Below are 18,443 nucleotides of genomic sequence, written 5' to 3' on the forward strand. Positions count from 1 at the left end.
GCCTGAATTCTTTCCTAAATTGACTAAGTAATTCAGTCTAGGTAGGGGCGATAGAAAATCATCGCCCCTAGAGCCTGTAAATCTTTCTGTGTAAATGCCCTTGGTTTTTATGAGTATTCCACTTGTTTACTTGTACGAATCTTTTATGAATTACGTTAAATTTATTTTTTAAACATTCAATTGGGCGGTGGTGGCAGATGTGGTTAGAAAACTCGCCGAAAGAGCCCGTGCGGCTCGCTTGATGCAAAAGCTTGCTGAGGCAAAGTCAGCTTTACATTGTGTTTGGGGATAAAAAAAGCCGACCTAAATAGGTCGGCTTTTTGTGGGCTAAAAAAATTAGCCAATAAACTGACGAGCATTGCGGAACATCCGCATCCATGCGCCATCGTCGGTCCAATCGCTTGGGTGCCATGAGTTTTGCACTGTGCGGAATACGCGTTCTGGGTGCGGCATCATGATGCTGAAGCGGCCATCGGCGGTGGTGACACCGGCAATCCCCTGTGGGCTGCCGTTTGGATTAGCCGGATAGGCTTCGGTGGTTTTACCGTGGCTATCCACATAACGCATGGCAACCAGCACTTTGTTGATATCGCCCTGCTGGCTGAAGTTGGCAAAGCCTTCGCCATGAGAAATGACCACTGGCATACGGCTGCCTGCCATTTCGCTGAAGAATAATGATGGGGATTTAGTCAGCTCAGCCATCACCAAGCGTGCTTCAAACTGCTCGCTTTGATTACGGGTGAATTTAGGCCAGTGCTCAGCACCCGGAATAATACCGGATAGATTGGCCATCATCTGGCAGCCATTACATACGCCTAAACCAAAGGTATCTGAGCGGCCAAAGAAGGCTTCAAACTGTGCTCGGGCACTTGCATTAAATAGAATTGATTTTGCCCAGCCTTCGCCAGCACCCAGTACATCGCCATAGCTAAAGCCACCGCAAGCGGCTAAGCCTTGGAAATCTGCCAGTTGTACACGGCCAGAAATCACATCGCTCATGTGTACGTCAACGGCGGTAAAGCCTGCTCGAGTAAACGCGGCAGCCATTTCTACATGACCATTCACGCCTTGCTCACGCAGCACGGCGATCTTAGGGCGAATGCCGGTTGCGATATAAGGCGCGGCGATGTTGATATTCTGATCAAAGCTCAGCTTGGCGAATAAGCCTTTCTCGTGCTTATCACTAAGGCGTGCATATTCTGCATCGGCACCGGCTGGGTTATCCCGCAGGCGCTGAATGCGCCAGCTGGTTTCCGACCACGCTTTATGCAGATCAATGCGCGATTCTTCAAGCACCAAGCGATTTCGCGCTTTGATTTTGAGTTTGTCATCGTGGTTGGTGCTACCAATCACATGCAGCTCAGAGCGGATATCTACGTTAGCAAAGGCGGCAATCACGGCGGCAGTATCAGTGCGCTTCACTTGCAATACCGCGCCCAGCTCTTCGTTAAACAATACGCCCATGACGCGTGCATTGGCATCGCGAGCCACGTCTTCTGCGGTGATCTCATCTTGCTGACGCTGGCGGCGGCGACGCTCGATGCACAGTTCATCAATTTCTAAAGTTACGCCAATATGGCTGGCAAACATCATTTCCGTGATCGTGGCAAATAGGCCGCCGTCGGAGCGGTCGTGGTAAGCCAAGAGCTTGCCTTCGGCATTTAGCTGTTGCACGGTTTCAAAGAAAGATTTTAGATGCGGCACGTTTACGATATCGGGGGCGGTATTGCCAACTTGCTTGTAAACCTGTGCCAGTGCCGAGCCACCCAAGCGGCATTTTCCATCGCCAAGATCGATCAGAATCAGATCAGTATCTACGCTGGTTTTTAGCTCTGGAGTCAGTGTTTTTCGAATATCTGTGACCGGTGCAAAGGCAGAAATCACTAAGGACAGCGGCGCAACTACTTGCTTGGCAGTCCCTGCGTCATCCCAGACGGTCTTCATGGATAATGAGTCTTTACCGACTGGAATCGATACACCCAGCTCGCGGCACAGCTCTAAGCCAACGGCTTGTACGGTATCGTAAAGATTGGCATCCTCCCCCGCATGGCCAGCGGGGGCCATCCAGTTTGCAGACAGTTTTACATCGGATAGCTGACGAATCGGCGCAGCCGCAATATTGGTCAGCGCTTCACCTACCGCCATACGGCCAGATGCTGGGCCAGAAATCAGCGCCAGCGGTGTGCGCTCGCCCATCGCCATTGCTTCGCCAAGATAGCTATCGTAAGCCATCGCAGTAACGGCCACGTCGGCCACCGGCACTTGCCAAGGGCCAACCATTTGGTCGCGAGCGGTAAAGCCGCCCACGGTGCGATCGCCAATATTAATCAGGAACGATTTATCGGCCACCGATGGCAAGCGCAATACGCGGTAAGCGGCTTCTTTCAGCTCTAAGTCAGAAGCGTCAAAAACAGCCAGCTCAGGCGCAATACGGCTCACGTCACGTGTCATTTTTGGAGGCTTGCCGAGTAAGACATTCATCGGCATATCGACAGGCTTGTTCTCGAAATGATCGTCAGCCAGCACCAGATGCTTTTCGTCGGTGACACGGCCAACCACGGCAAACGGGCAACGCTCGCGTTCGCAAATGGCTTCAAATGCCAGCAAATCTTTAGGATCGATCGCCAATACATAACGCTCTTGGCTTTCGTTCGACCAAATTTCCTTAGGCGCCATGCCTTTTTCTTCGATATTGACTTTGCGCAGATTAAACACCGCGCCTTGGCCTGCGTCGTTCACTAGCTCAGGGAAGGCATTAGAAATACCGCCCGCGCCTACATCGTGAATCGACAGGACTGGATTATTTGCACCCAGCTGCCAGCAGCGATCGATCACTTCTTGCGCACGGCGTTGGATTTCTGGGTTGCCGCGCTGTACTGAATCGAAATCCAGATTGGCCGCATTGTCGCCAGTTGCCATCGAGCTGGCCGCGCTGCCGCCCATACCAATCAACATGCCGGGGCCGCCGATTTGGATGAGGAGCGAGCCATCAGGCAAGCCGTTTTTCTTAACGTGCAGGGCGCTGATATTGCCCAAACCACCGGCAATCATAATCGGCTTATGGTAGCCACGACGCTCGCCGTTTAGGTCTTCTTCAAAGGTGCGGAAGTAACCACAGATATTCGGGCGGCCAAATTCATTATTAAATGCGGCTGCACCAATCGGGCCTTCGATCATGATATCCAGCGCGCTGGCAATGCGATCTGGCTTGCCGTAAGGCTGTGCTTCCCAAGGCTGCTCGGCCCCCGGAATATTTAAGTTGGATACGGTAAAGCCCGCCAAACCAGCTTTAGGCTTAGAGCCACGGCCGGTTGCGCCTTCGTCGCGAATTTCACCGCCGGAGCCGGTTGCAGCTCCGGCAAACGGCGAAATAGCGGTTGGGTGGTTATGCGTTTCCACCTTCATTAAAATATGCGTTTGTTCGGCGCTGAATGCGTATTCGGCGCTGCCTGCCTGTGGGTAAAAGCGGCTGATTTCTGCGCCTTCAATCACCGAAGAGTTATCTGAATAAGCCACAACTGTGCCCGCTGGCGCGGCTTTATGCGTTTCGCGGATCATGCCAAACAGGCTGTAATCTTGTTTTTCGCCATTGATAATAAAATCGGCGTTAAAAATCTTGTGGCGGCAGTGCTCAGAATTAGCCTGCGCAAACATGGTCAACTCAACATCTGTGGGATTGCGGCCCAGCTTGTTGAAGTTTTCTACCAAGTAATCAATTTCATCATCGCTGAGTGCCAAGCCAAATTCGCTATTGGCTTTGACCAGTGCGGTTGTGCCACCGCCCAAGATATCAACTGTCAGAAAAGGTTTAGGCTCAAAGTGGCGGAATAGCTCATTGCCCGCTTCCAAGCTGCTGAAGACTTCTTCAGTCATTCGATCATGAATCAGCGGCAAGAGCAGATTACGCTCGGCATTAGATAAAGCTTCACCATTACTCTTGCTAACATAAAACACCATGCCGCGTTCGATACGGGCAATGTTGCGTAAGCCGCAGTGTTGGGCGATATCGGTGGCTTTAGACGACCAAGGAGAAATCGTCCCCAAGCGTGGCAAGACCATAATCAAGCTGCCGGCAGCGAGCGCTGGCTGGGCTGGCTCACCGTAATGCAGAATTTTGCTGAGGATCGCTTGTTCATCATCACTCAGCGCTGCGCTGTGTTCGGCAAAGTGCCAATACTCAGCATAAATGCGGGCGGTGACGCCATGAGTGGCTAGGGCGGCGGTCAGTTTTTCGACCCGGAAAGATGAAAGCGCGGTACCGCCGCGCAATTGGAGAACGTCAGCCATGTCTTTGATCTTGTCTGGAAAGCCTCGGGAAGTCGCAATGATACCCAAAAACGACCTGATTTGCCTTGAATATCGGCGACTGTTTGCTAACTATATGGAATTTCTAGCAGGATAGGCTGACAAAGTAAAGTATTTATATTACGTTTGCTTACTGTTAGTTTTTATTAATATTTATATATTCTGAATTAATTAACTGATGTTACGCACCCATTATGAAAAATCAATGGGTTAGGGTTTTCTCAATCAGCTGCAGAGCGCATTCCACCTAAAGGCCTGCGTAACATCAGTTAACTAATGGTTTTAGGGGGCTTCCATCAATGGCTTTGTTTGAAATATAACAAAACCCAGCATTGCGGCTGGGTTTTGTGTATGGGTAAGCACTTGCTGTAGTTTTAGAACTTATAGCTACCACTTATGTAGAAAGAACGCATCATTGGGTCTGTATAGCGTGGGTCATAACCATTTTGATGCCCGTTGCCCGTGCGCAAGCTCATTGGTGGCTCGGTATCAAAGATGTTTTTCACGCCAGCACGGATTTCAAATGCTTTGTTTACAGTGTAAGTACCTTGCCAATCCATCGTGGTGTAGGAAGGAACTTCTAAGGTAATCATTTCATTTTGACCTGTAGCAAGATTACGTACCTCTGCTTCAGTATCGCCGTAGCCTGAACGGTAGTTGACCGTGATTGCATTATTAAATGCACCTGTTTTTAAGGCTACGTTGAGTTTCATGATATTACGGAAGGACACGGCATTGTTTTCACCGGTGTGGCCTAGGCTATCTGTCCAATCATTATCCGTACCTGCACGAGTGTAGGAGGAGTCAATCAGATATGTACCTGCCAGCGAGCCACTTAGCGTTCCAAAGTCAAGCTTGTAATTGCCGTTAAAATCCCAGTCTATCCCTTGGGTGTGGGACTGACCGATATTCATGGACATGCTCTTAAAGGCCCAGTACATATCACCTGTGCTGGCTTCTGCGCTCGGGGTAAATAAGCTGGCGTATTTAGCTGGGTCCTTCCAAGCAAGATCTTGGCTTACCGCAGAGACTTGGTTAGTGATTTTTACATCCCATAAGTCAGCGCCAAATGAGAAGTTAGATATTGGTTCGAAGCGGAAGCCAATGGTGTATTGCTCTGATTCTTCAGGCTTGAGTTTTTCATTGCCACCAGAAAGCATATCGTATTGGGCAAGTTTCGCCGGTTTGCAGTATGCAGTATCTGGGAATGGGCATGCTCTGGAGGTCGTTACGCCATGAGATACTAGCGGTTGGCCAATATCCAGCATATCTGGCGCTTTAAAGCCTGTGCCAATCGAGCCGCGAATCAGGAAAGACTTAGTAGGTTGGTAGCGAGCAGATAGTTTATAAGTGCTGGCTGCCATGTCTTCACCCATGGTGGTTTTGCTTATGCCGTTATCAATTTTATTAATATTGTCATAACGTACGGCCGCACTCACTTCTAGGTATTGAATTACTGGTAGTAATAGCTCGGCAAACAGGCCGTAAGTCGCGCGATGCAGATCGTAGGCTGGAATATCATTAAAGCCATAAATTTTACCGTTTGCTGATGGCGATTGCTCATAGCTGTAATCACGGTAATCCACACCCAGACCTAAGTTGGCAGCACCGCCCGGCAGGGTAAATACTTCACCTGAGGTTTTGGCATCAACACCTTTCAGCGTGGTTGACGCAGTACGGACCGCACCATTAAAGATGGAGTCTTTGATGAGTTGTTTGGTGGCTGTTGATTGGCTACCAATCGGTGCAAATGGGTCAAATGAGCCATTTTTTAGCATGTCGCGAAATTCGGCGTCTTTCATGTAACCGCCGACATAACGCTCTTCCAGTGCATTCTTGGACCAAGTCAAAGCCGTATTCCAGCTCCAACCTAATAATTCACCTTCGGCACCGGCTACAAAGTGATTGGAATCAGTCAGCGTTTGGCTATCACGTGTGCCCCAATCGTAAGCTCGATAGGTGGCGGATATTTTTTTAACATCAGCTTTTTGAGCTGAAGATAGGAATGGCTCAATTGAATTTTTATAGTAAGCAGAATTTTTATCAATGGTCAGTGACACGGGATTGGGCGCAATACGTGCCGTTAAGTCATAGCGTGAAAGAGCCATGTCCCCGAAGAATGTAAGGTTATCATTGACCTTGAATTTTACATTGGAAAACAAAGTGTCACGTTTTGATTCTGGGTAGATTTCAATAGTATTAACTAAGTCAAAACCACATGCATCTTCAGTGCTTAAGCTCTTAAAATTTAACTCGCCGCAGCTACCAGTTTTGAGAAATCCAGGATTAAATGTTTTATTAGGGTTCTTTTTAGAATCATTAAATTGAACCGTGGCATTGGCTGGAATCGATGATGGGCTGGTTCTATCAAAAACATAGTTATTGCCGTTAAAATTTAACGGTAAATATGATGTTTTAGCAAAGTCGCGATCTTTGGCTTTTAGTGCGGTTTGCTCGTCGTGACGATAGGATAGCAAAACGTTAAAGCGATCTTCATCCAAATCACCAAAGCCATAGCTAAAGGAGGTATTCCAGGATGAGCCGCCGCCCGATTGCTGTGGTGCGTTATAGCTGGCGTCTACTTGACCACCTTGCAGATTTTTCTTGGTAATAAAGTTAATTACACCAGCAATAGCATCAGAGCCGTAAATGGCTGAAGCGCCATCGGTCAGCACTTCGATTCGTTCAATGGCGCTCATCGGAATGGCATTCAGATTCACTGCGCTACCATCGCCTTGTGGTGCGATACGGCGGCCATTTAATAACACCAGCGTGTAAGCTCTACCAATATCATGCAGCGAAGCATTCACATTCCCGCCAGAGTTCGTTCCCGCAGCCGTTGCCGCCACAGAGAAGCCTTGCATCGCAGGAATATTCTGTAGCAATTCAGCTACGTTGGTGGCACCTGAGCGAACGATCTCTTCTTTAGTAATTTGCTGAACCGGCAAAGCGCCTTCTTTTACGATGCGCTTAATACTTGAACCCGTTACTTCAACGCGTTGTACTTTATTTGGCGAGTCTTCGGCGACTGCAAAAGAGACGTAGCTGATGCTAGCTAGCGCGAGCGCTAAGGCTTTGATTGGGAATTTCATCTCTTATCCTAGGTAACGACTTTGCTTTTTTTGGAGACGCTTGTAAGTAAGCGATTAATCCGATCGTAACAATTACCCGGTAAATATTCCCGTTTTAAACGTAAGCGCTTGTTATTTGTTGCGCCTTTATGACAGTAAGAGCAATGAAGTGGCGTGAAGCGCCTGCTAATGCAGGTGTTTGGGTTGCTTGTGCTTTTTGTCTGCCCTTAGTAATTCCGCAATACAAGCAAAGTCCTTGCTGTTTTCATGGAGTGAATGCTTCTAAACTCTTTGTGCGCTATTGAGTGCGATGTTTTTAAAAAAACCAAAGAGACGGGAGATAAAATGACGCAGCCAGCGGGTGCACAATTGCAGCTAAAGTGGGAATGCCTGACTAATCATGACGAGGGAGACCATTTTTTAGCCGAGCTCACTATTACAAATCTTTCTGATGTGGCGTTAACTGGGCAAGATTGGGCGCTGTGTTTTAATAGCTGTCGCAAGATCAAGCCAGAAAGCGTGCAAGGTGGCTTTCGGGTTGAGCATGTTAATGGCGATCTTTCCCGTTTTATCCCTTCTAGAGAATTTGCAGGCTTAGCGGCGGGCGAATCGGTGGTGATTCGCTATCAGGGTTTGCTATGGGTGATTAATGAAACGGACGCTCCGCTGGGCTTTTATATTGTTTATCAAAACGAAATAGCCGAAGCGATTGGTGATCCTGAGATCGTGCCATTTAGCCGGCCAGAGCAATGCAATCGCACTTTAGGCGATCAAGTCCCGACTATGACTGCAGCAATACGCTTTGAAGAAAATAAAGCACTCACTCTGCTGGCGAGTCATGCCGTTGGCAAAATTACGCCAACCCCATTAGAAGCCAGCTGGACTGCAGGTGAATTCCTGATTAATGCGCACACTTTGATTGTGCACAGCGAGCCACTGGCTAAAGAGGCGGCGTTTTTGCGTGCTGTGCTACGGGATGTGAGTGGGGTAGAGCTGCAAAGAGCTCGCTCCGGCGCGGGAATTACCCTAGAAATTGGCGCGATTAGCGTGGCAGAAAGTGGCGCGCCGCTAGAGGCATATCTATTAGAAATTAGTGCGGCCGGCATTGTGATTACCGGCGCTAGCCCAGCAGGGGTGATGAATGGGATTCAATCGCTGCGTCAGTTATTGCCGGTGAATAGCTATCAGAATCCACAGGCTGAGCTGGTTGTGCCACTGGGCCGAGTACTGGATGCGCCACGTTTTGCTTATCGCGGCATGCACTTGGATGTGGGACGTCATTTTTCTAGCAAAGAAACCGTGCTGCGCTTACTAGATTGCATGGCCTTATATAAGTTAAATAAATTTCACTTTCACCTGACTGATGATGAAGGTTGGCGCTTAGAGATTCCATCTTTGCCGGAGCTCACCGAGCTTGGCTCATTGCGCGGGTTTAGCGTGGACGAAAAAACCAGCTTATTGCCTAGCTTTGGCTCTGGTGCCAAAGTGGCTGGCTCTGCGGGAACCGGCTTTTATACCCGTGCCGAGTTTATCGAAATCTTGCAATTTGCTACCGCTCGCCATATTGAAGTGATCCCAGAAATAGACGTGCCAGGCCATGCCCGTGCTGCGATTAAGGCGATGGAGCTGCGTTATGAGCGTTTAAAAGCGGCTGGTGATTTGGCGGGGGCAGAAGAATATCTGCTTAGCGATTTCAACGATCAATCCAAGTACGAATCGGTGCAGCTGTGGCAAGACAATGTGATCTGCATCGGCCAAGAGTCTTGCTACCGCTTTATTGAAACGGTGTTGGTGGATATGAAGGCGATGTTTGCCGAGGCAGGCGCACCGCTCACCACCATGCATACTGGTGGCGATGAAGTGCCGCACGGCGCATGGGAAGGCTCGCCTGTATGTCAGGCATTTATGCAAGAGCAGGGCATTGCTTCGATTCAGGCCTTACAAAATTACTTCCTTGCCCGTTATCGCACCCTGTTGCAACAGCACAATCTGATCTTTGGAGGCTGGGAGGAAATAGCCTTATCTAAGCAAGATGGCAAGCATGGCCCGAATCCAGAATTTGTAGACGCCAAATTCCAGCCCTATGTTTGGAATAATGTCTGGGGCTGGGGGCAGGAGGATTTTGCCTATCAGCTCGCCAATGCAGGCTATCAAGTGGTGCTGTCGAATGTGACTAATCTGTATTTCGATTTGTCCTACGCAAAAGATCCGCAAGAGCCAGGTTATTACTGGGGCGGCTTTATTGAAACGCGTGGTGCTTATGAATTCTGCCCGCTGGATATTTACACTACCGCTACGGTTGATTTATTTGGTAAGCCATTAGATGCGAAAAAAGTGGCGCAAATGCAGCGCTTAACGCCAACAGGTAAGCAAAATGTCTTGGGGATTCAGGGCCAGCTCTGGGGTGAAAATACGCGTAATCAAGCGCGGGTTGAATATTTGGCGATGCCACGGGTGATTGCTTTGGCAGAGCGTGCGTGGGCAGCAGATCCAGCTTGGACTGCGCTTGCAAATAAAGCTGAGCGCGATGCCAAAATGAATGCCGATTGGAACCAGTTTGCCAATCGCTTAGGCCAACGTGAATTGCCCCGCCTGGATGGCTTTTTAGGCGGTTATGGCTACCGCATCCCGCTGCCGGGCGTGCAATGCACAGATGGCTTAGTTGCTTTGAATGTGTCCGCGCCAGGCTTGGCTCTGCGTTATACCTTGGATGGCAGCGAGCCAACAGCAGCATCTATGCTATACACCGCGCCCTTTGCTGCCAGTGGGGAAGTCAAAGCCGCCGCATTTAGCCGCAGTGGGCGTAAAAGCAGAACCGTTGTAATGTAGGGTGGGTAAGATTTTACCCGTTCTTAGGCCGTCAGGTGGGCGGCTAGAAAGCGTAATGGGCGGGTTTTAAACCCGCCCTTACACCCGCCTATTTCGCCAGCGCAGCCTTTAGTAGCTCTTCTATTTGCTGAACAATGGCCGCTTCTTTATCGGCGTTATATTGTTTAATGGCAGGGGTATGAATATGGCCGACTGGGATTTTTGCCCCTAGCTGATCGCGTAAACGCAGGCTGCGATAGGAAATCTCATTAGATAAATAGCCGCCGCCAGAGCCTTCTACCGATACTTCTTTTGCCAATTCGGCTAGATTTTTGGGGCAAAAATCTTTTTGCCGTAGGCTGCTGATGGTGCAGTTATCGTGAACACTAAATGGTTGTTGCACGGCCAACATCGCTTTGGCAGGCAGGCCAAATTCTACAAACTCTGCACCGGCCAGCGCTGAGCCTTTCAGTAGCGGTAACACTGGGGTTTTTAGCGTGCCGCCGGTTTTAATATTTAAATTATCAGGAAAATCTGCCGAGCGGCGCAGGCCCGGATAGCGCTCTAAATCAAAATCTTTGCGCCCCATGCTGACGGTCACGATTAAATCTACGGGCAATTTAAAATAGGGCGTGAGCAGGTCTTCTACAAAACCGGCATCAAAATCAGCAAAGCGTACCGGCGCAATTACGGTTTCAATTTGCGCCTGCTGGCCATTCACTTCAATAAATTTTCCATCCAGTAGCAGCGCGGCTAGGCCCGATGGATTGCTTTGATTGATGTTTCTATCGAGCAAGAAAGGATCAAAGCCCGTTAGCAAGATGCGCTTCACCCCTTGGGTGTAGCGAATATCTTGAATGCCGCGGCTGCTTTGCTCAAACAGGACTAACCAGCTATTTCGCTGCGCCGCATTGGCATCAAAGCTCACCTTGCCATCACGGATTTGCTGGGTCATGGCAAGACGTGCCCAGTAAAGCGGCCTATCGTCCGTGGTTTGTCGCGCTTGTTGGCGAGCATTGTTCCAAAGCACCTGCCCAGCACTGATTAATAACGTGTCTACTTCTTGGCTATTTTTTGCTGTGGCTAAGCTACTGCTCAGCTTACTGATTTGAGTCTCAAAAGGGGCGAGCAAGTGTGGCATAACCGTTTTTGCTGCATCTAAGCGTTTTTCTTCCACACTGGCCGCAAGGCTATGGGTGCTAACAATCAGGCTAAGGCAGAGGCAGGCCGCTTTTAATCTCATTTAAGTTTGTCCGCGATGATAAGCATTGAGTGCGAAAGCATAAGCTTATCGCTCATTTGATCGATATAAAAAAACGCCTAGGCTCACATACTGTTGTATGTAAGCGCCAGACGTTATCGTGCACGGCATGCCGTGCCCTTTTAATGCAATTAAGCAGCTAAGCGTGCAGCCACTACATTCCAGTCAACGAGCTTCCAGAAACCTGTTAGGTAGTTAGGGCGGCTATTGCGGTAATCAATGTAGTAAGCGTGTTCCCACACATCACAGGTCAACAGCGCAGTGTCAGCGCTTGTTAGCGGAGTAGCTGCTGCAGAGGTGTTTACGATAGCGAGGGTGCCATCGGCTTTCTTAACCAGCCATGTCCAGCCAGAGCCAAAGTTGCCAGCAGCAGAAGCATTGAAAGCTTCTTGAAACTTAGCAAATGAGCCCCATACGCTATCAATAGCCGCAGCTAAATCACCAGCAGGAGCGCGGTCTGCAGCTTCTGCATTTGGCTTGAAACCTAGCCAGAAGAAGGTGTGGTTCCAAACTTGCGCTGCATTGTTGAATAAACCACCAGCAGGGGCTTTTTTAACGATTTCTTCAAGCGACAATGATTCGTTCTCAGTGCCTTTGATTAAATTGTTTAAGTTGGTGATGTAAGTCTGATGATGTTTGCCATAGTGATAAGACAGCGTTTCTGCTGACATAAATGGAGCAAGAGCATCTTGTGCGTAAGGCAATTCAGGCAGTTTGTGTTCCATCGTGATCTCCGATTGGGTATGTTTTTAGGCGCGAAACAGCTTTAATTAAATATCGGGACTATCCCTGCTAATTTCAAGTTCTACGCGATAGCTTAATTTTTATCTTGGCTATAATTTGCCAGCTTTCTGGCAAATTAAGTCGTTAATCTGTATTAAATGATTGCTACACCGCATATGTTTACATGACGTTTGCCGCTGTTTTTCGTGCAAACTAATTTATGCGGTGGTAACACTCGGTTTTGGGGCTGGCGGTTGCCTGTGGTATCTTTCGCCGTCTGCAAAAGTTGTCGGCAAGACCGGCTTCAGGAATTTAAAAATGACTATTCTTGCTCTTATTATCGCTCTGGCGCTGGAGCAGTTCCGGCCCTTATCTAATCGTAATCTATTCACTTTGGCTTTTGTACGCCTCGCTAATCAATTGGAGCGTGGCCTTAATGCGGGTGAATATCGAAATGGTGTAGGCGCATGGCTGGTATTGGTGTTGCCTTTGCTGATTATCTCGTTTGTGGTGTATGCCCTTTTGTGCCGCGTAAATGTGGGCTTTGCTCTGTTTTGGAATGTGGCGATACTTTATCTGACCATGGGGTTCCGTCAGTTTAGCCATGCGTTTTCTGGCATTTCTAAGGCCTTGCAGGCGGATGATTTAGACACTGCACGTGCCTTGCTTTCAGATTGGAATGGCCAGCATGCCGCAGAAATGAGCGCTGATGAAGTGTCTAAAGTGGCCATCGAGCAAGGTTTGGCTGATTCTTACCGCTATGTGTTTGGTACGCTGTTTTGGTTTGTGGTGCTGGCTTGGTTTGTGGGGCCGGCGGGTGCGTTACTTTACCGCGCGGCTAGTTTATTGGCACAAAAGTGGGGCCGTAGCTCAGGCCCATTTGGGCAATTTGCTGTGACTGCGCTTGAGATGCTCGATTACTTGCCGGTGCGTTTAACCGCCGCCAGCTTTGCCATTATGGGTAATTTTGAAGATGCCGTTTATTGTTGGCGCACCCAAGCTCAATCTTGGGCGGATTATATTGACGGCATTTTATTATCGAGCGGAGCGGGTGCGATTGGCGTGCGCTTAGGCGATACCTTGCATCAAGATCACACCGTTAAATTTCGCCCAGAGCTAGGCGTTGGCGATGCAGCAAGCCCAGATTACTTGGCTAGCGCTGTGGGCCTGATCTGGCGCACGGCTATTTTGTGGATTGCCATCGTACTGCTATTTAGCCTAGGGTCTTGGCTAGGAGCCGTTGCTATTTTGTAAGCCTAGCAGCCTGTCGGACTTAAGACTGATCTACTACGAAAAAGCCGGATTTGGCCAGATTTCACGCATTTTCTCGTTGAATAGCCAGCTATTCGCCTCAAAAACCCGCGAAATCTGTCTCAAACCGGTCTTTCCCTCGCTACGATCGCTTAAGTCCGACAGGCTGCTAGCGTGAGTTTATTCATAGGAGTCTTAAATGCCCAGCATTCAGATTGATCAATCGGTCATAAATGTGAACAATATTTTTTGCGTTGCCCGTAATTATGTTGCGCATGCTGCGGAAATGGGGGCGAGTATTGGTGCGGAGCCGGTGGTGTTTATTAAGCCTAATTCTGCTGTGCGGCAATCCGGTGAAGCGCTACAACTCCCTAGTTGGTCTAAAGAGGTGCATCACGAGGCCGAGCTGGTGGTAGCAATTGGCCGTGGGGGCAAGAATATTGCTACTGAGGACGCTCTGCAGCATATTGCTGGCTACGCGTTAGGATTGGATTTAACCGCCCGTGATGTGCAAGCAAAGGCCAAACTAAACGGTATGCCGTGGACTTTATCTAAAGGCTTTGATGGCGCGGCGGTACTGACTAAATTTGTACCCGCCAGCGCAATCAGCAATCCTGCTGCGGTGACGTTTTCTTTTGAAATTAATGATGAAGTTAAGCAAGAGGCGGACACAAAGCTTATGGCGTTTGATGTTGCTACTTTGATTGCTTGGATTTCTAGCCGGTTTACTTTGCAAGTTGGCGATTTAATTTACACCGGCACGCCAGAGGGCGTAGGTCAGATCCAATCGGGTGATCGATTAAGGCTCAGATTGGGCGAGCTAATCGACGAGACATTTGTGGTGGCTTGATTGGGGGAGGGGTAAACCTAGATTTAGTACCACGGAGTTTAGGGGAGCACGGAGGCACATAGTAGAAAAAACATCCTTAAATCTTAAGGGTTTTCTCTGTGCTCTCCGTGTTTTTGCTAAACTTCGTGCTGCAAGGTTAGTGTTTGGTATTGCTGTGTTTTAAACCGCTGCGAGGCTGGATAAATCCCAGCGTGGCTTCACTGCATAACTTCCTGCCGTCGTTGCAAACTTCAAACGTTGTGCACCCGCAAAGGCGATCATTGCGCCGTTGTCGGTGCATAATTCTAGCGGCGGATAAAACACCTCAAAGCGGCGTTTTTTAGCGGCTGCGTCTAGTCCCGCACGAAGTTGCTTATTGGCCCCAACCCCTCCTGCAATTACTAAGCGATTCATCCCTGTTTTCTTTAGTGCGGCTAAGCATTTCTTGCTGAGAACCTCTACCACCGCTTCTTGAAACGCTGCGCAAATATCGGCTTGAGTTTGTTGATCCAGCTCGTCCTGTTTATTTGCCAGTTGCAGTACGGCGGTTTTTAGCCCGCTGAAGCTAAAATCTAGATTGCCTGAATGCAGCATTGGGCGGGGCAGGGTGAAGCGTTTTGCATCGCCTTGTTCGGCCAATTTAGATAGCGCTGGTCCGCCAGGATAGCCAAGGCCTAATAATTTAGCCGACTTATCAAAAGCCTCACCGGCGGCATCATCAACGGTTTCACCTAAAATTTCGTACTGACCAATTCCACGCACGGCCATGAGCTGGGTGTGCCCACCAGACACTAATAGCGCTACAAATGGAAACTCAGGCGCGGGCTTGGCAAGGAGCGGTGAAAGCAAATGCCCTTCTAGGTGGTGTACGGCGACTACAGGCTTGCCTAGCGAGAAAGCCAGTGCATTGGCCACCGAAGCGCCGACCAGTAGCGCACCGGACAGTCCTGGCCCCGCGGTATAGGCAATGGCATCGATATCGGCCAGCGTTTTGCCTGATTCAGCCAAACAAGCCGAGGTGAGCGGCAGGGCGCGGCGAATATGATCGCGTGAGGCCAGCTCCGGTACCACGCCGCCGTATTCGGTGTGCATGGCAATTTGTGAATGGATTTGATGCGCCAGCAGTCCTGCCTCGGTGTCATAGAGCGCAATGCCAGTCTCATCACAGGAAGATTCAATGCCTAATACCAGCATGCCAGCGTACTCAAAAAGGGATGTAATCCGCCATCTTAACGGCCTGATGTAATTATATAAAGTGCCATTTTTAAACGCAGTCATCGCGCCTCACCGCATGTTTATGGTGAGCTGTTGCGGATTGGGCTTTGACATGTGTCTCTAGTTTATGGATAATGCTACGCCTTGATTGATGTAAACGATTCTGGTCTTTTTTTGAGATCATCGTAAAACAGGATTGCTCGATGCCTAACGTACGCGTAAAAGAAAATGAACCGTTTGAAGTTGCGATGCGTCGCTTCAAGCGTGCTGTTGAAAAAACTGGTTTGTTGACAGACCTTCGCTCGCGCGAATTCTACGAAAAGCCAACGGCTGAACGTAAACGCAAGCAAGCTGCTGCTGTAAAGCGTCAGCACAAGCGTCTGCGTAGCCAAACACTGCCACCAAAGCTCTACTAAGAGTTTTATAGCAGCGCATGCCGAAAGGTCGCCTAGAGCGGCCTTTTAGCATTTCTCTTTCAATCACGGAGTGAAATCTATGAGCCTAAGACTGCAAATCCAGAACGATATGAAAACCGCGATGAAAGCAAAAGAAGCTGACCGCCTTGGTACAATTCGTTTGTTACTGGCCGCCATTAAACAGCGTGAAGTGGATGAGCGTATTGAGCTGGATGATGCCGCAGTGACCGCTGTGATTGAGAAAATGCTCAAGCAGCGTAAAGACAGTATTGGGCAGTTTGAAGCGGCAAATCGCCAAGATTTGGCAGATAAAGAAAAGCAAGAAGTGGTGGTATTGATTGAATATATGCCACAGCAATGCTCTGCGGAAGAAATCTCCACCGCCGTGGCCAGCGCCGTAGCCAGCCATGGTAAAACCCCAGCAGCAATGGGTAAAATTATGGCGGAGCTGAAAGCTGCTCTGGCAGGGCGAGCAGATATGTCTGAAGTATCTAAGCTCGTAAAAGTGGCAATGGCTTAATTTAATGGGCTCTGATTTGTGAATCAGAGCTAGAAAATCTGCATTTAATTTTTAGACTTAGATGTAGATTTTTAGTTGGTTTTTTGTTTCTAAATGGTCCATCAGGGTTGGAAAAACAACAAGATGGCAAAAATACCAGACGATTTTATCCAAGATTTACTTAATCGCGTCGATATTGTGGACGTGGTTGAGCGCTATTTGCCGCTGAAAAAAACCGGCCAGAATTACAGCGCTTGCTGCCCTTTTCATAAAGAAAAATCACCCTCGTTTACGGTGAGCCAAACCAAGCAGTTTTATCATTGCTTTGGTTGTGGTGCGCACGGTTCGGCGGTGGGCTTTGTGATGGAGCATCAGGGCATGAGTTTTCCAGATGCAGTGCGGATGTTGGCTGAATCAGTAGGCATGCAAGTGCCGGTGAGCGACGCACCCATCAGTGAAAAAGCCAAGGCCGCGCCTGGTATTTATGACGTGCTTAAAACCGCCATGAATTATTATCGCGCCCAGCTTAAAACGGCACCGGCGGCGATTGAGTATTTGAAAAGCCGTGGGCTAGAGGGGCGAACCGCTGCCCGCTTTGGGCTGGGATTCGCGCCAAGTAACGGGCAATCGCTTAAAGCCGTGTTTGCTGATTATGAGCATAACACGGTCATTAAAGACGCGGGCTTGGTGGCGGAAGAAGAAAATACCCTGCGTCGCTATGATCGATTCCGCTCACGGGTACTGTTCCCGATTTTAAACCAGCGCAGCCAAGTGATTGGTTTTGGTGGGCGGATTATGGGCAATGGTGCACCCAAGTACTTGAATTCGCCCGAAACGCCCGTATTTGAGAAGGGTAAGGAACTATATGGCTTGCCACAGGCCAGAGCTGCGATCCGTGATCGTGGTCGTGTGCTGGTGGTAGAAGGCTATATGGATGTGGTGATGCTTAATCAGCATGGCGTGGAATACGCGGTGGCCTCTCTAGGCACGGCATGCACACCAGAACATATTCGTAAGCTATTGAAGCTGGCCGATGAGGTCTATTTTTGCTTTGATGGTGATAAAGCAGGTAAGAAAGCCGCTTGGCGGGCGCTAGAAAATAGTTTAGAGCAACTGGTAGACGGTAAAAAATTAGCGTTCCTCTTTTTGCCTGCTGAGCATGACCCTGATTCTTACGTGCAAGAATTTGGCCAGCAGCGCTTTGAAGCTGCCTTATTGCAAGATTCTGTGCCACTAGCACAGTTTTTACTGAAAGAATTATCTAGCCAAGTTCAGTTGGAAAGCGAAGAAGGGCGGGCTAAATTGATATCCTTAGCGGCTCCAATGCTCTCTCAGGTCAAAGCGCCAGCCTTTGGAATGATGATTCGTAAACGCTTGGCCGAGTTATCTCGCTTAGAAATGAGCGAATTAAGCACCGTTTTGGATGGCGGCCCTGTAAGATCTGTGCCGGAATATTTGCCCGTTGAAGGTTTTCAGAGTGAATCGGCCCCAGCGCATTACGGTCAGCCGTGGGAACAGCAAGTCGTCCGGCCCGAAAAACGAGCTTGGCAAGCCAATTGGCAGCCAAAAAGTAAGTGGAAAGGGCGGGCAGGTGAAAAAATACCAGCAAGCCAAATGCCAAGACCAGCACCTAGGGCCGCGCCGACTGGGCCGGTGCATCAATTGATTCAACTGGTGTTGGCGCACCCAGATTTAGCACGACGCAGCGAACCAGTATGGCAAGCTTGGCCAGAGACTGAAGCCGTTGGTTTGGCACAGGAGTTGCTTAATAAAATTTGTAATTACCCTTTGCTGGGTAGTTTGCAACTCGTAGAGTCATGGCAAGGAATGTTTGACTACGATGTACTACATCGTTTGCGTATTTCTGGCGGGGAGTACTTTGATAAGGCTTCCGAGGCCGAGCTTGAAGAGCAATTGGCCGCAACGCTAAAAGCGGTAGAAGTCAGTGTGATTCGCCCGATGATGCAAGAGCGTTTTTATGCTCTGACCTATAAGCAAGCGAATGGTGGACTAACAGAGGGAGAAAAACTGGAGTTTGCAGCACTCGTATCTCACCGATAAACGG

The 18,443-nt window shown here is 49.1% G+C and carries 11 protein-coding genes; 6 read left to right on the top strand and 5 right to left on the bottom strand.

The window, feature by feature from the left end; genetic code table 11:
- Positions 1 to 336: 336 nt before the first annotated feature.
- Both purL and C1H71_RS11205 read right to left on the bottom strand, forming a co-directional pair.
- Positions 337 to 4,287, bottom strand: a complete 3,951-nt coding sequence (gene purL / locus C1H71_RS11200) for a phosphoribosylformylglycinamidine synthase (RefSeq protein WP_130106619.1) — start codon at positions 4,285 to 4,287, stop codon at positions 337 to 339.
- A 392-nt stretch (positions 4,288 to 4,679) separates the two neighbouring features.
- Entirely contained in the window at positions 4,680 to 7,397 is a 2,718-nt protein-coding gene (locus C1H71_RS11205; RefSeq protein WP_130106620.1) for a TonB-dependent receptor, read from the bottom strand.
- Positions 7,398 to 7,721: 324 nt separating this feature from the next.
- Between C1H71_RS11205 and C1H71_RS11210 the strand changes: the two genes are divergently transcribed.
- The gene (locus C1H71_RS11210; protein WP_130106621.1) at positions 7,722 to 10,205 is read left to right on the top strand and encodes a family 20 glycosylhydrolase; all 2,484 of its coding nucleotides are present in this window, start codon (positions 7,722 to 7,724) and stop codon (positions 10,203 to 10,205) included.
- Between the two features lie 88 nt (positions 10,206 to 10,293).
- Here the strand turns inward: C1H71_RS11210 and C1H71_RS11215 are convergent, their stop codons facing one another.
- Both C1H71_RS11215 and C1H71_RS11220 read right to left on the bottom strand, forming a co-directional pair.
- Positions 10,294 to 11,427 carry a hypothetical protein gene (locus tag C1H71_RS11215; RefSeq protein WP_130106622.1) on the bottom strand — a complete coding sequence of 378 codons (1,134 nt, stop codon included), beginning with the start codon at positions 11,425 to 11,427 and terminating at the stop codon, positions 10,294 to 10,296.
- A 149-nt stretch (positions 11,428 to 11,576) separates the two neighbouring features.
- Positions 11,577 to 12,170 carry a superoxide dismutase gene (locus tag C1H71_RS11220; protein ID WP_130106623.1) on the bottom strand — a complete coding sequence of 198 codons (594 nt, stop codon included), beginning with the start codon at positions 12,168 to 12,170 and terminating at the stop codon, positions 11,577 to 11,579.
- 316 nt (positions 12,171 to 12,486) lie between these two features.
- On the opposite strand from C1H71_RS11220, the gene C1H71_RS11225 reads away from it, so the two are divergent.
- Positions 12,487 to 13,422, top strand: a complete 936-nt coding sequence (locus C1H71_RS11225) for a CobD/CbiB family protein (RefSeq protein ID WP_130106624.1) — start codon at positions 12,487 to 12,489, stop codon at positions 13,420 to 13,422.
- Positions 13,423 to 13,618: 196 nt separating this feature from the next.
- Positions 13,619 to 14,269: a fumarylacetoacetate hydrolase family protein gene (locus tag C1H71_RS11230; RefSeq protein ID WP_130106625.1), complete on the top strand. Its 651-nt coding sequence runs from the start codon at positions 13,619 to 13,621 to the stop codon at positions 14,267 to 14,269.
- Between the two features lie 159 nt (positions 14,270 to 14,428).
- Here C1H71_RS11230 and tsaD read toward each other — a convergent pair whose 3' ends face one another.
- Positions 14,429 to 15,442, bottom strand: coding sequence for a tRNA (adenosine(37)-N6)-threonylcarbamoyltransferase complex transferase subunit TsaD (tsaD, locus tag C1H71_RS11235; protein WP_130108209.1), 1,014 nt, complete (start codon positions 15,440 to 15,442; stop codon positions 14,429 to 14,431).
- A 224-nt stretch (positions 15,443 to 15,666) separates the two neighbouring features.
- Here tsaD and rpsU point away from each other — a divergent pair, with 224 nt between their 5' ends.
- The 3 genes from rpsU to dnaG all read left to right on the top strand — a co-directional run bounded on the left by rpsU (position 15,667) and on the right by dnaG (position 18,439).
- Positions 15,667 to 15,879: a 30S ribosomal protein S21 gene (gene rpsU, locus C1H71_RS11240; protein ID WP_046350429.1), complete on the top strand. Its 213-nt coding sequence runs from the start codon at positions 15,667 to 15,669 to the stop codon at positions 15,877 to 15,879.
- 79 nt (positions 15,880 to 15,958) lie between these two features.
- Positions 15,959 to 16,399 carry a GatB/YqeY domain-containing protein gene (locus C1H71_RS11245; RefSeq protein WP_130106626.1) on the top strand — a complete coding sequence of 147 codons (441 nt, stop codon included), beginning with the start codon at positions 15,959 to 15,961 and terminating at the stop codon, positions 16,397 to 16,399.
- 123 nt (positions 16,400 to 16,522) lie between these two features.
- Positions 16,523 to 18,439 (top strand): DNA primase, encoded by a 1,917-nt coding sequence (gene dnaG, locus C1H71_RS11250; RefSeq protein ID WP_188053214.1) that lies wholly within the window; start codon positions 16,523 to 16,525, stop codon positions 18,437 to 18,439.
- Positions 18,440 to 18,443 lie beyond the last annotated feature (4 nt).

This window comes from Iodobacter fluviatilis (assembly GCF_004194535.1).
Lineage (GTDB): Bacteria > Pseudomonadota > Gammaproteobacteria > Burkholderiales > Chitinibacteraceae > Iodobacter > Iodobacter fluviatilis_A.